This window comes from Pseudomonas sp. RAC1, from assembly GCF_030658255.1.
Lineage (GTDB): Bacteria > Pseudomonadota > Gammaproteobacteria > Pseudomonadales > Pseudomonadaceae > Aquipseudomonas > Aquipseudomonas boreofloridensis.
The window spans coordinates 1-13,162 of sequence record NZ_JAUTXS020000023.1; the positions used below are offsets into that span (position 1 = coordinate 1).

Here is a 13,162-nt window from a genome sequence, read left to right on the forward strand (position 1 = left end):
CCCAGGATGTGATGAGCCGACATCGAGGTGCCAAACACCGCCGTCGATATGAACTCTTGGGCGGTATCAGCCTGTTATCCCCGGAGTACCTTTTATCCGTTGAGCGATGGCCCTTCCATACAGAACCACCGGATCACTAAGACCTACTTTCGTACCTGCTCGACGTGTCTGTCTCGCAGTCAAGCGCGCTTTTGCCTTTATACTCTACGACCGATTTCCGACCGGTCTGAGCGCACCTTCGTACTCCTCCGTTACTCTTTGGGAGGAGACCGCCCCAGTCAAACTACCCACCATACACTGTCCTCGATCCGGATCACGGACCTGAGTTAGAACCTCAAGGTTGCCAGGGTGGTATTTCAAGGATGGCTCCATGAGAACTGGCGTCCCCACTTCAAAGCCTCCCACCTATCCTACACAAGCAAGCTCAAAGTCCAGTGCAAAGCTATAGTAAAGGTTCACGGGGTCTTTCCGTCTAGCCGCGGATACACTGCATCTTCACAGCGATTTCAATTTCACTGAGTCTCGGGTGGAGACAGCGCCGCCATCGTTACGCCATTCGTGCAGGTCGGAACTTACCCGACAAGGAATTTCGCTACCTTAGGACCGTTATAGTTACGGCCGCCGTTTACCGGGGCTTCGATCAAGAGCTTCGCTTGCGCTAACCCCATCAATTAACCTTCCGGCACCGGGCAGGCGTCACACCCTATACGTCCACTTTCGTGTTTGCAGAGTGCTGTGTTTTTAATAAACAGTCGCAGCGGCCTGGTATCTTCGACCGGCATGGGCTTACGGAGCAAGTCCTTCACCCTCGCCGGCGCACCTTCTCCCGAAGTTACGGTGCCATTTTGCCTAGTTCCTTCACCCGAGTTCTCTCAAGCGCCTTGGTATTCTCTACCTAACCACCTGTGTCGGTTTGGGGTACGGTTCCCAGTTATCTGAAGCTTAGGAGCTTTTCTTGGAAGCATGGCATCAACCACTTCGTCGCCTAAAGGCAACTCGTCATCAGCTCTCGGCCTTGAAATCCCGGATTTGCCTAAGATTTCAGCCTACCACCTTAAACCTGGACAACCAACGCCAGGCTGGCCTAGCCTTCTCCGTCCCTCCATCGCAATAACTGCAAGTACAGGAATATTAACCTGTTTTCCATCGACTACGCTTTTCAGCCTCGCCTTAGGGACCGACTAACCCTGCGTCGATTAACGTTGCGCAGGAAACCTTGGTCTTTCGGCGTGCGAGTTTTTCACTCGCATTGTCGTTACTCATGTCAGCATTCGCACTTCTGATACCTCCAGCAAGCTTCTCAACTCACCTTCACAGGCTTACAGAACGCTCCTCTACCGCATCACCAAAGGTGATACCCGTAGCTTCGGTGCATGGTTTGAGCCCCGTTACATCTTCCGCGCAGGCCGACTCGACTAGTGAGCTATTACGCTTTCTTTAAAGGATGGCTGCTTCTAAGCCAACCTCCTAGCTGTCTAAGCCTTCCCACATCGTTTCCCACTTAACCATGACTTTGGGACCTTAGCTGACGGTCTGGGTTGTTTCCCTTTTCACGACGGACGTTAGCACCCGCCGTGTGTCTCCCATGCTCGGCACTTGCTGGTATTCGGAGTTTGCATCGGTTTGGTAAGTCGGGATGACCCCCTAGCCGAAACAGTGCTCTACCCCCAGCAGTGATACATGAGGCGCTACCTAAATAGCTTTCGAGGAGAACCAGCTATCTCCGAGCTTGATTAGCCTTTCACTCCGATCCACAGGTCATCCGCTAACTTTTCAACGGTAGTCGGTTCGGTCCTCCAGTCAGTGTTACCTAACCTTCAACCTGCCCATGGATAGATCGCCCGGTTTCGGGTCTATACCCAGCGACTAAGCGCCCTATTAAGACTCGCTTTCGCTACGCCTCCCCTATTCGGTTAAGCTCGCCACTGAATATAAGTCGCTGACCCATTATACAAAAGGTACGCAGTCACCTAACAAAGTAGGCTCCCACTGCTTGTACGCATACGGTTTCAGGTTCTATTTCACTCCCCTCTCCGGGGTTCTTTTCGCCTTTCCCTCACGGTACTGGTTCACTATCGGTCAGTCAGTAGTATTTAGCCTTGGAGGATGGTCCCCCCATGTTCAGACAAAGTTTCTCGTGCTCCGTCCTACTCGATTTCATTGAAAAGAGACTTTCGTGTACGGGGCTATCACCCACTATGGCCGCACTTTCCAGAGCGTTCCACTAATCTCAAATCAACTTAAGGGCTGGTCCCCGTTCGCTCGCCACTACTAAGGGAATCTCGGTTGATTTCTATTCCTCAGGGTACTTAGATGTTTCAGTTCCCCTGGTTCGCCTCTTGCACCTATGGATTCAGTACAAGATACCTAGGTTATCCTAGGTGGGTTCCCCCATTCAGAGATCTCTGGATCACAGTCTGTTTGCCGACTCCCCAAAGCTTATCGCAGGCTACCACGTCTTTCATCGCCTCTGACTGCCAAGGCATCCACCGTATGCGCTTCTTCACTTGACCATATAACCCCAAGCAATCTGGTTATACTGTGAAGACGACATTCGCCGAAAATTCGCACGTCGCTCTTTCGAGCAGAACTCACAAATTTTACCTCAGCCTGATGTCCAGCAGTGAAACTGGTCATCAGTCTGTATCTATCACATATCCGAATTTTTAAAGAACGATCTGACAAAAGCCAGAAATCAACATTCCAACGCGACGTCAACGCGACGCGCGAATGCTCATTTCTGAGTTCTAACAGTGCTGTACAAAGGTGGTGGAGCCAAGCGGGATCGAACCGCTGACCTCCTGCGTGCAAGGCAGGCGCTCTCCCAGCTGAGCTATGGCCCCGTGTATCTGCTACATCTCGTAGGCCGCACCAAGTAATTGGTAGGTCTGGGCAGATTTGAACTGCCGACCTCACCCTTATCAGGGGTGCGCTCTAACCAACTGAGCTACAGACCTATAACAGGGTCGCGTTACAGCATCGTCTTTTCACAATGAATCAAGCAATTCGTGTGGGAGCTCATCAGCAGGCTGATGTCTTCGATTAAGGAGGTGATCCAGCCGCAGGTTCCCCTACGGCTACCTTGTTACGACTTCACCCCAGTCATGAATCACACCGTGGTAACCGTCCCCCCGAAGGTTAGACTAGCTACTTCTGGTGCAACCCACTCCCATGGTGTGACGGGCGGTGTGTACAAGGCCCGGGAACGTATTCACCGCGACATTCTGATTCGCGATTACTAGCGATTCCGACTTCACGCAGTCGAGTTGCAGACTGCGATCCGGACTACGATCGGTTTTGTGAGATTAGCTCCACCTCGCGGCTTGGCAACCCTCTGTACCGACCATTGTAGCACGTGTGTAGCCCAGGCCGTAAGGGCCATGATGACTTGACGTCATCCCCACCTTCCTCCGGTTTGTCACCGGCAGTCTCCTTAGAGTGCCCACCATGACGTGCTGGTAACTAAGGACAAGGGTTGCGCTCGTTACGGGACTTAACCCAACATCTCACGACACGAGCTGACGACAGCCATGCAGCACCTGTGTCAGAGTTCCCGAAGGCACCAATCCATCTCTGGAAAGTTCTCTGCATGTCAAGGCCTGGTAAGGTTCTTCGCGTTGCTTCGAATTAAACCACATGCTCCACCGCTTGTGCGGGCCCCCGTCAATTCATTTGAGTTTTAACCTTGCGGCCGTACTCCCCAGGCGGTCAACTTAATGCGTTAGCTGCGCCACTAAAATCTCAAGGATTCCAACGGCTAGTTGACATCGTTTACGGCGTGGACTACCAGGGTATCTAATCCTGTTTGCTCCCCACGCTTTCGCACCTCAGTGTCAGTATCAGTCCAGGTGGTCGCCTTCGCCACTGGTGTTCCTTCCTATATCTACGCATTTCACCGCTACACAGGAAATTCCACCACCCTCTACCGTACTCTAGCTTGCCAGTTTTGGATGCAGTTCCCAGGTTGAGCCCGGGGCTTTCACATTCAACTTAACAAACCACCTACGCGCGCTTTACGCCCAGTAATTCCGATTAACGCTTGCACCCTCTGTATTACCGCGGCTGCTGGCACAGAGTTAGCCGGTGCTTATTCTGTCGGTAACGTCAAAATTGCAGAGTATTAATCTACAACCCTTCCTCCCAACTTAAAGTGCTTTACAATCCGAAGACCTTCTTCACACACGCGGCATGGCTGGATCAGGCTTTCGCCCATTGTCCAATATTCCCCACTGCTGCCTCCCGTAGGAGTCTGGACCGTGTCTCAGTTCCAGTGTGACTGATCATCCTCTCAGACCAGTTACGGATCGTCGCCTTGGTGAGCCATTACCTCACCAACTAGCTAATCCGACCTAGGCTCATCTGATAGCGCAAGGCCCGAAGGTCCCCTGCTTTCTCCCGTAGGACGTATGCGGTATTAGCGTTCCTTTCGAAACGTTGTCCCCCACTACCAGGCAGATTCCTAGGCATTACTCACCCGTCCGCCGCTGAATCGAGAAGCAAGCTCCTCTCATCCGCTCGACTTGCATGTGTTAGGCCTGCCGCCAGCGTTCAATCTGAGCCATGATCAAACTCTTCAGTTCAATACTGCTTGGGTTTTTAAGAAACCCTAAACTTGGCTCAGCAATCTCAAATGACTATGTGATTTCTCGCATGGCCACTTGTGATGCTGATAATCTAGGCGACGATCAGTCCGTACTCACAAGCACCCACACGAATTGCTTGATTCGATTTGTTAAAGAGCGTTTGGCTAAGAGCGTTTCGCCTCAACCGAGGCCGCGCATTCTACAGCAGCCTTACTTCGTGTCAAGCGTTTATTTTGAAGTTTTTACCGAGAAACTCGTTTAGCTTCAAACACTTGACTCGCTGCGATCTCTCGTAGCGGGAGGCGAATCATACAGCACCAACCGATGCTGTCAACTGCCTTTTTCACCGCTTTCAACCCGAGGATCGAAGCCCTTCGCACCGCACCGAACTCGCGCAACCCGTTGATTAACAAGAAGTTTTGCGTTCCGTTTGCTGCGGAAGTGGGGCGCATTATAAGGGGATCTGAACAGCGGTCAAGGCTTAATTTCAAATAACTTCAAATAGTTGAAACAAAGCGGGGGGGGGGGGGGGGGGGGCCCCCCCGGCGAAGGAACAAAAAAAAAAATTTTTTTAAACACGCGGGGGGGGGCCTGCGGCCCCCCCCGCTTCTATATAGCTACACAACGACGTGCTATCACTCAGCCTTCAGTGTCACCCGAGCAAAGGCCTTCTTGCCAGCCTGGCAAACATGCGTGGATCCCAGGGCAAACATGAAGCCCTTCTCAACCACCGCGCCATCTACTTTCACCGCGCCACCACTAAGCAAGTCGCGCGCCTGCGCCGAATTCTTAACAAGACCCGCCCGGTTGAGCACGGCGGCAATCGGCAAGTCGGCATCTGCAACCACCTCGATCTCCGGCAGATCCTCAGGCAGCTCACCCTCCTTCATTCGATTACCGGCAGCACGGTGAGCATTGGCTGCAGCCTCCTCACCATGGAAACGCGCCACAATTTCTTCGGCGAGCTTGATCTTGATGTCGCGCGGATTCGCCCCCTTCTCCACATCAGCACGGAACGCGTCGATTTCCGCCATCGAACGGAAGCTCAGCAGCTCGAAGTAGCGCCACATCAGGGTGTCAGGAATCGACACAAGCTTGCTGTACATCACGCCCGGCGCTTCCTGGATGCCCACATAATTGCCCAGCGACTTGGACATCTTCTTGACGCCATCCAAGCCTTCGAGCAGCGGCATGGTGACGATGTTCTGAGCCTCCTGCCCGTACGCGCGCTGCAACTCGCGCCCCATCAGCAGGTTGAAGCGCTGATCGGTGCCGCCCAGTTCCACATCGGCCTTGAGCGCCACGGAGTCATAACCCTGCACCAGAGGGTAGAGGAACTCATGAATCGCGATCGGCTGCTGGCTGCTGTAACGCTTGTCGAAGTCGTCACGCTCGAGCATGCGCGCCACCGTGTACTGCGAGGCAAGGCGAATGAAATCAGCCGGGGTCAGGGAGTCCATCCAGGTGGAGTTGAAAGCAACCTCGGTCTTGGCCGGGTCGAGGATCTTGAACACCTGCTGCTTATAGGTCTCGGCGTTATCCAATACCTGCTCGCGGGTGAGCGGCGGGCGGGTGGCGCTCTTGCCGCTCGGATCGCCGATCATGCCGGTGAAGTCGCCGATCAGGAAGATCACCTGATGCCCCAGCTCTTGGAACTGGCGCAGCTTGTTGATCAGCACGGTATGCCCCAGGTGCAGGTCGGGCGCAGTCGGATCGAAACCCGCCTTGATGCGCAATGGCTGGCCGCGCTTGAGTTTCTCGACCAGCTCCGACTCGACCAACACCTCTTCCGCACCGCGCTTGATTAGCGCCAGCTGCTCTTCAACCGACTTCATAGACAGACCCGCAAGGCTCAGATTCAAAGGGGAACAACGATACAAGATCGCCCATCAAATACAAGTTTGACGGCCGGATGTGACCTGAAGCAAGGATTGAGGCGTCTACGCGCCCTTGCGCGAAAACGGTTTTGGTTATATTTTATACAGTTATTTCATCTTCATCATGTCATTCATCTTTTCCACCGTGTGTTGCAGCGATTTCAGTCACCTTTTTCATTCACTTTTTCAAAGTCACCTCACCTATGACCAACGACACGCCTAAAGCGCCGCCGCTTTATCCGAAGAGCCATCTGTTGGCCGCCAGCGGCATCGCCGCCCTGCTCAGCCTGGCCTTGCTGGTATTTCCCTCCAGCGACGTAGAAGCGAAGAAAACCACCCTCAGCCTCGAGCTCGATACCCCGGCCGAGCAACTCAACGACGAATCCCGGGCTGCCCCCCTGGTGCAATCCACCGAAAACAGCGGATCGCCCTTCGCGCAAATCGAAGGTGACGACAGCAACACCGGACAGGCCGCCGAGCACGCTCAGCCGGTCGCACAAGAAAAACCTGAAGACAAAGCCCCAGGCCATCGGGAAGTGACCGTAGCCCGTGGCGACACCCTCTCCACACTCTTCGCCAAGGTGGGCCTGCCCGCCAACGCGGTCCACGACGTTCTGGCCAGCGACAAGCAGGCCAAACAGTTCAGTCAGCTCAAACACGGCCAGGTGCTGCAGTTTGAACTGGACAAAGAGGGCCAACTGACCAGCCTGCACAGCCAGGTCAGCAAGCTCGAGAGCATCCGTCTGAGCAAGACCGACAAGGGTTACGCCTTCGCCCGCGAGATCAGCAAACCGGTGGTGCGTACCGCCTACGCCCATGGCGTGATCAAGAGCTCGCTGTCCGCTTCGGCCCAACGCGCCGGGCTGTCCCACAGCATGACCATGGATATGGCGCGCGTGCTCGGCTACGACATCGACTTCGCCCAGGACATCCGCCCAGGTGACGAATTCGATGTGGTCTACGAACAGAAGGTGATGGACGGCAAGGTGGTCGGCACCGGCAATATTCTCTCTGCACGCTTCACCAACCGCGGCAAGACCTACACCGCCGTGCGCTATACCAACAAGCAGGGCAATACCAGTTACTACACCGCCGACGGCAATAGCCTGCGCAAGGCATTCATTCGCACACCAGTCGACTTCGCCCGCATCAGCTCGCGCTTTTCTGCCGGACGCAAGCATCCAATCCTGAACAAGATCCGCGCGCACAAAGGCGTGGACTATGCGGCGCCACGCGGTACGCCCATCAAGGCTGCAGGTGACGGACGCATCGAACTGGCGGGCCGGCGTGGTGGTTACGGCAACACCGTGATCATTGCCCACGGCAACAGCTACAAGACCTTGTACGGTCACATGCAGGGCTTCGCCAAAGGCATCAAGACCGGCAGCAGCGTCAAGCAGGGTCAGATCATCGGCTACATCGGCACCACCGGTCTGTCCACTGGGCCGCACCTGCACTATGAGTTCCAGGTCAACGGTGTACACGTCGATCCGCTGAGCCAGAAAGTGCCGATGGCCGATCCGATCGCCAAGGCCGAGCGTCAGCGATTCCTGCAGCAGAGCCAGCCGTTGATGGCCCGCATGGATCAGGAAAAAGCCACCTTGCTCGCCGCGAACAAGCGCTGAGATGACGCTTTACCTGGGGGTGATGTCCGGCACCAGTCTCGACGGACTGGACATTGCCTTGATCGAACAGTCGGATCAGCCACGGCTGCTCGCCACCTGCTATCTGCCCATGCCTGCCGATCTTCGCCAGGACTTGCTGAGCCTGTGCGCCAGGGGCCCTGACGAGATCGCCCGTGCTGCACTGGCAGAGAATCGCTGGGCCAAGCTGGCTGCACAAGGCATACAGCAGTTACTGAAAGAGCAAGATCTCGCCCCCGAGGCGATCCGCGCCATCGGCAGCCATGGCCAGACCATTCGCCATGAGCCGACCCAAGGCTTCACCGTGCAAATCGGCAACCCGGCCCTGCTCGCCGAGCTGACGAACATTTGCGTGGTCGGCGACTTCCGCCGTCGCGATGTCGCCGCTGGGGGCCAGGGCGCTCCCTTGGTACCGGCCTTCCATGAAGCCTTGTTCGGCCATCTGGGCCAGCGCCTGGCCGTGCTCAACGTGGGTGGCTTCAGCAACCTCAGCCTGATTGCGCAGAACACGCCAGTTCGCGGTTTCGATTGCGGGCCAGGCAATGTCCTGCTCGATGCGTGGATCGAGCGCAAACGCGGTGAAGTCTTCGACGCTGATGGCGCTTGGGCAGCCAGTGGCAAGGTACAGAGCGACCTGCTTACCGCGCTGCTGGGCGATACCTTCTTCGCCGGCAGTGGCCCGAAAAGCACAGGACGGGAAGTCTTCAACCTGCCTTGGTTGGACGGCCACCTGGCGCGATTGCCGCACTACCGCGACGAAGACGTGCAAGCCACCCTTCTGGAACTGACCGCACGCAGCATCGTAGATGCGCTGGTTGAAGCCCAGCCGCGCACCGATGCCCTGATGGTCTGCGGAGGCGGTGCGCGCAATGGTGCGCTGATGCAACGCCTGACCGCATTGCTGAACGGCACCACGGTGACCAGCACGCAGGCACAAGGAATCGATCCGGATTGGGTCGAGGCCATGGCGTTTGCATGGCTGGCCCATTGCTGCCTCGAAGGAATTCCGGCCAATCGCCCAAGTGTCACGGCAGCCAGAGGCTCGCGTGTGCTCGGCGCGATCTACCCCGCCTGATCGAAAGAAACGAAAACGCCGCGCACAAGCGCGGCGTTTTCGTGAGTGGCAGCGGACTCAGATCGAGAACGACGATCCGCAGCCGCACGTGGTGGCGGCATTCGGATTCTTGATCACGAAGCGCGAGCCCTCCAGACCTTCCTGGTAATCGACTTCGGCACCTGCCAGGTACTGGAAGCTCATCGGATCGACCACCAGCGACACGCCTTCGCGCTCGACGATGGTGTCGTCCTCGGCCACGTCTTCATCGAAAGTGAAGCCGTACTGGAATCCCGAGCAGCCACCGCCGGTCACGAACACACGCAGCTTGAGGCGGTCATTGCCCTCTTCGGACACCAGGGTCTTCACCTTGTGCGCAGCACCCTGGGTAAATTCCAGGGCGGTGGGGGTGAAGGTTTCGACGCTCATGTTGGTTCTCCCGGCGTAAGCCGCCATAACACTCGATGACGCGCATTATCCGCTTCTCCGAGAAAATTGGTCAACAATTAGGCATGAGGCGAACGGCAAGCGGCTAGCTCAAGGGCAGCAGCACGCTTGCCTGTGCCACTTATGGCAGCAAGCCGGCGTGGCTCAAGCCCATGCGTTCATCCAGGCCGAACAGGATGTTCAGGTTTTGCACGGCCTGGCCGGAGGCGCCTTTGACCAGGTTGTCGATGACCGACAGGACCACCACCAGATCACCGCCCTGCGGACGATGCACGGCGATTCGGCACACGTTGGCGCCGCGCACGCTGCGGGTTTCCGGGTGGCTGCCCGCTGGCATGACATCGACGAACGGTTCATCGGCATAACGCTTCTCGAACAGCGCTTGCAGATCGACCGAAGTGTCGACCACGTTGGCATAGAGCGTCGCGTGAATGCCGCGAATCATGGGCGTGAGATGAGGCACGAAGGTCAGCCCGATGTCCTTGCCCGCCGCCAGACGCAGCCCCTGACTGATTTCCGGCAGGTGGCGATGCCCCTTGACCGCATAGGCTTTCATGCTTTCACCCGCTTCGCAGAACAGCGAACCCACCGCAGCACCGCGACCGGCGCCACTGACGCCCGACTTGCAGTCGGCGATCAGGCGCGACGGGTCTGCCAGTCCGGCTTCGAGCAGCGGCAGGAAACCGAGCTGGGTCGCGGTCGGGTAGCAGCCCGGAACGGCGATCAGGCGCGCCTGGCGGATCTTGTCGCGGTTGACTTCGGGCAGCCCGTAGACCGCTTCCCCCAACAACTGCGGCGCGCCATGGGGCTGGCCATACCACTTGCCCCATTGCTCGGCATCCTGCAGACGGAAGTCCGCAGACAGGTCGATGACCCGAGTGCCGGCCGCCAGCAACTCACCGGCCAGCGCGTGGGCAACACCGTGAGGGGTAGCGAAGAACACCACATCGCAGGCGCCCAAGGTCTTGCTGTCCGGCACGCTGAACTGCAGGCCGTCATAGTGGCCGCGCAGGTTCGGGTACATGTCGGCCACCGCCACACCGGCCTCGGAACGCGAGGTGATGACCGCCACCTCGGCCTGGGGGTGCTGTGCCAGCAGGCGCAACAGTTCGACACCGGTGTAGCCCGTGCCGCCGACGATACCGACCTTGATCATAATGCTTGCCCCTCATCAACGAGACCACTGGAAAGCGCACGATGATAGGGTGACGTGGCGCCTGTAACAACTCTTGGCTAGCCCATGGCAGTACCGGACCACTACTCTCTGACCACCGTGAAAACCTGAAGGAACACCCCATGCTCTATCTCTGGATCAAGGCCCTGCACATCGTCAGCGTGGTCTGCTGGTTCGCTGGCCTTTTCTACCTGCCGCGCCTGTTCGTCTACCACGCACAAAGCCAGGACAGCATCAGCCAGGAACGCTTCGTCACCATGGAGCGCAAGCTGTACCGCGGCATCATGAACCCGGCCATGATCGCCACCTACGTGTTTGGCCTGTGGATGCTCTATCTGACGCCGGGGTGGCTGAGCCAGGGCTGGCTGCATGCCAAGCTGACACTGGTGCTGCTGCTCACCGGCTACCATCACATCTGCGGCGCGCAGCGCAAACGCTTCGCTGCCGGGCAGAACACCCGTAGCCATGTGTACTACCGCTGGTTCAACGAAGTGCCTGTGCTTTTCCTGCTGGCCATCGTCATCCTGGTGGTCGTGAAACCGTTCTAAGCCTCACCTGAGCGAAGGAGTCTCGCCATGTCCCTGCCCACGGTTCTCCAGCAGCGCCTGCGTTTGCCAGCGGTCGCAGCGCCAATGTTTCTCATCTCCAATCCACAGTTGGTGCTGGCATGTTGTGCCGAGGGCGTGGTGGGCAGCTTTCCGGCGCTGAATCAGCGCGACAGTGCCGGGTTCAAGGCATGGCTGGAAGAGATCGAGACGGGGCTGGCGCAACTGCACGCCCCTGCACCCTACGCGGTCAACCTGATCGTGCACCCGAGCAATCCTCGCCTGCAGGCAGATCTGGCGCTCTGCGTGGAGCACCGGGTGCCGATTGTGATCACCAGTCTCGGCGCAGCCAAGGAGGTGGTGGATGCCGTGCACAGCTATGGCGGGGTGGTCTTCCACGATGTCACCACCCGCCGGCATGCGGAAAAGGCCGCCGAGGCCGGTGTAGATGGTTTGATCGCTGTGGCAGCCGGCGCTGGAGGGCATGCGGGAACCTGGAGTCCCTTCGCCCTGGTCGCCGAGATTCGCCAGTTCTTCGACAAGACCCTGCTGCTGGCGGGTTGTATCAATCATGGCCACGAGATCCTCGCCGCGCGCCTGCTGGGCGCCGACCTCGCGTACATCGGCACTCGCTTCATCGCCACCGCTGAAAGCCATGCCCAAGCGGCATACAAACAGATGCTGCTGGATGCCCACGCAGCAGACATCGTGCACACCCCTGCCGTTTCGGGCGTACCCGCCAGCTTTCTGCGCCAAAGCCTGGAGCAGGCCGGCTACGACATGACCGCGCTCAAGTCCACAGCCGAGGCGACCCGGCTCAAACCGATGGATGAAGAAGCCAAGGCTTGGAAAACCGTGTGGTCCGCGGGACAAGGCGTCGGCGCAATCGACGACCTGCCATCCGCTGCGACGCTGATCGAACGCCTGCGCCAAGAGTACGTGAGCGCTCTTTCCAAAGGCCCCGACCTGGCGCTCTGAGACCTGCGCAAAAGCCAACAAGTCGGCCAACCACGCTGTACACTAGCGCCCCTCTTCAGCCGCCAGGAGCCTTGCATGACCCGTTACGCCATGATCACCGGAGCTTCCAGCGGCCTGGGACTGGCCCTGGCGGAGGCCCTGGCGCGCCGCGGGCGCAATCTGATCCTGGTGGCACGGCATCGCGAGACGCTGGAGCCCATCGCCATGGAGTTGAACCAGCGCTTCGGCGTCGAGGTGTTGCTGCGTGCGTGCGATCTCAGCCAGCCATTGCGCCTGTCGGGCTTCGTACTGGAACTCGAGGAGGGCGAGCGGCGCATCGACCTGCTGGTCAATTGCGCCGGACAGCGCACCTACGGCCCCTTCCTGGCTCATGAATGGGCCGACGAGCAGGATCTACTGGAAGTCAACGTCCTGGCCCTCACCCGCCTGTGTCATGCGATCGGCAACCTGATGGCGGTTCAGGGCGGCGGCCAGATCCTCAATGTCGCCTCGCTGGCCGGTGTCGCGCCTGGGCCCTGGATGGCGTGCTACAGCGCCAGCAAGGCCTACGTGCTGAGCTTTTCGCAGGCCCTGCGCGAAGAACTGCGGCGCACCGGAATAAAAGTCTCGGTCCTGTGTCCCGGACCGATCCGCTCGGCGCGCCGACGCATCCCACGGCTCGAGGGCAGCACCCGCTGCCTGAGCCCAGAGGAAGTGGCGCTGCACACCGTGCGCGCGCTGGACCGCAATCGCGCGCTGATCATGCCGGGCCGGCGCAATCGCTGGCTCGCCTTCGCCCCTCGGCTGCTGCCACGCTGGCTCAGCCGCAAGCTGGCGGGAATGATCCATCGTCGCTACTGCCCGATCGAAGCCGAGTAGGCC

Annotated in this window: 8 protein-coding genes, 2 tRNA genes and 2 rRNA genes; 5 read left to right on the top strand and 7 right to left on the bottom strand. The window is 58.2% G+C overall.

The window, feature by feature from the left end; genetic code table 11:
- From Q7C30_RS06040 to tyrS, 5 genes are all read right to left on the bottom strand, one after another.
- Positions 1 to 2,513 (bottom strand): 23S ribosomal RNA (locus tag Q7C30_RS06040); the annotation flags it as partial.
- Between the two features lie 254 nt (positions 2,514 to 2,767).
- Positions 2,768 to 2,843: transfer RNA gene (locus tag Q7C30_RS06045), tRNA-Ala, on the bottom strand.
- A gap of 37 nt (positions 2,844 to 2,880) precedes the next feature.
- A tRNA-Ile gene (locus tag Q7C30_RS06050) sits at positions 2,881 to 2,957 on the bottom strand.
- 86 nt (positions 2,958 to 3,043) lie between these two features.
- A 16S ribosomal RNA gene (locus Q7C30_RS06055) occupies positions 3,044 to 4,580 on the bottom strand.
- A 638-nt stretch (positions 4,581 to 5,218) separates the two neighbouring features.
- Positions 5,219 to 6,418 (bottom strand): tyrosine--tRNA ligase, encoded by a 1,200-nt coding sequence (gene tyrS / locus Q7C30_RS06060; RefSeq protein WP_317870993.1) that lies wholly within the window; start codon positions 6,416 to 6,418, stop codon positions 5,219 to 5,221.
- A 245-nt stretch (positions 6,419 to 6,663) separates the two neighbouring features.
- On the opposite strand from tyrS, the gene Q7C30_RS06065 reads away from it, so the two are divergent.
- Both Q7C30_RS06065 and Q7C30_RS06070 read left to right on the top strand, forming a co-directional pair.
- Positions 6,664 to 8,085 carry a peptidoglycan DD-metalloendopeptidase family protein gene (locus Q7C30_RS06065; RefSeq protein WP_317870994.1) on the top strand — a complete coding sequence of 474 codons (1,422 nt, stop codon included), beginning with the start codon at positions 6,664 to 6,666 and terminating at the stop codon, positions 8,083 to 8,085.
- 1 nt (position 8,086) lies between these two features.
- A complete protein-coding gene (locus Q7C30_RS06070) occupies positions 8,087 to 9,178 on the top strand; it encodes an anhydro-N-acetylmuramic acid kinase (protein ID WP_317870995.1) in 1,092 nt (363 codons plus the stop codon).
- Positions 9,179 to 9,235: 57 nt separating this feature from the next.
- Here the strand turns inward: Q7C30_RS06070 and erpA are convergent, their stop codons facing one another.
- Positions 9,236 to 9,586 (bottom strand): iron-sulfur cluster insertion protein ErpA, encoded by a 351-nt coding sequence (gene erpA, locus Q7C30_RS06075; RefSeq protein ID WP_029615063.1) that lies wholly within the window; start codon positions 9,584 to 9,586, stop codon positions 9,236 to 9,238.
- Positions 9,587 to 9,725: 139 nt separating this feature from the next.
- The gene (gene argC / locus Q7C30_RS06080; protein ID WP_039581090.1) at positions 9,726 to 10,760 is read right to left on the bottom strand and encodes an N-acetyl-gamma-glutamyl-phosphate reductase; all 1,035 of its coding nucleotides are present in this window, start codon (positions 10,758 to 10,760) and stop codon (positions 9,726 to 9,728) included.
- Between the two features lie 140 nt (positions 10,761 to 10,900).
- Between argC and hemJ the strand changes: the two genes are divergently transcribed.
- From hemJ to Q7C30_RS06095, 3 genes are all read left to right on the top strand, one after another.
- Entirely contained in the window at positions 10,901 to 11,326 is a 426-nt protein-coding gene (gene hemJ, locus Q7C30_RS06085) for a protoporphyrinogen oxidase HemJ (protein WP_029615064.1), read from the top strand.
- A 27-nt stretch (positions 11,327 to 11,353) separates the two neighbouring features.
- Positions 11,354 to 12,301, top strand: a complete 948-nt coding sequence (locus Q7C30_RS06090; RefSeq protein ID WP_317870996.1) for a nitronate monooxygenase family protein — start codon at positions 11,354 to 11,356, stop codon at positions 12,299 to 12,301.
- 75 nt (positions 12,302 to 12,376) lie between these two features.
- Positions 12,377 to 13,159, top strand: coding sequence for an SDR family oxidoreductase (locus Q7C30_RS06095; protein ID WP_317870997.1), 783 nt, complete (start codon positions 12,377 to 12,379; stop codon positions 13,157 to 13,159).
- Positions 13,160 to 13,162: the final 3 nt, after the last annotated feature.

Bases quoted from the DNA above. Each gene is read 5' to 3' on its own strand.
- Q7C30_RS06065 (WP_317870994.1), top strand. From the start codon at position 6,664: ATGACCAACGACACGCCTAAAGCGCCGCCGCTTTATCCGAAGAGCCAT.
- Q7C30_RS06090 (WP_317870996.1), top strand. From the start codon at position 11,354: ATGTCCCTGCCCACGGTTCTCCAGCAGCGCCTGCGTTTGCCAGCGGTC.
- hemJ (WP_029615064.1), top strand. From the start codon at position 10,901: ATGCTCTATCTCTGGATCAAGGCCCTGCACATCGTCAGCGTGGTCTGC.
- tyrS (WP_317870993.1), bottom strand. From the start codon at position 6,418: ATGAAGTCGGTTGAAGAGCAGCTGGCGCTAATCAAGCGCGGTGCGGAA.
- argC (WP_039581090.1), bottom strand. From the start codon at position 10,760: ATGATCAAGGTCGGTATCGTCGGCGGCACGGGCTACACCGGTGTCGAA.
- Q7C30_RS06070 (WP_317870995.1), top strand. From the start codon at position 8,087: ATGACGCTTTACCTGGGGGTGATGTCCGGCACCAGTCTCGACGGACTG.
- Q7C30_RS06095 (WP_317870997.1), top strand. From the start codon at position 12,377: ATGACCCGTTACGCCATGATCACCGGAGCTTCCAGCGGCCTGGGACTG.
- erpA (WP_029615063.1), bottom strand. From the start codon at position 9,586: ATGAGCGTCGAAACCTTCACCCCCACCGCCCTGGAATTTACCCAGGGT.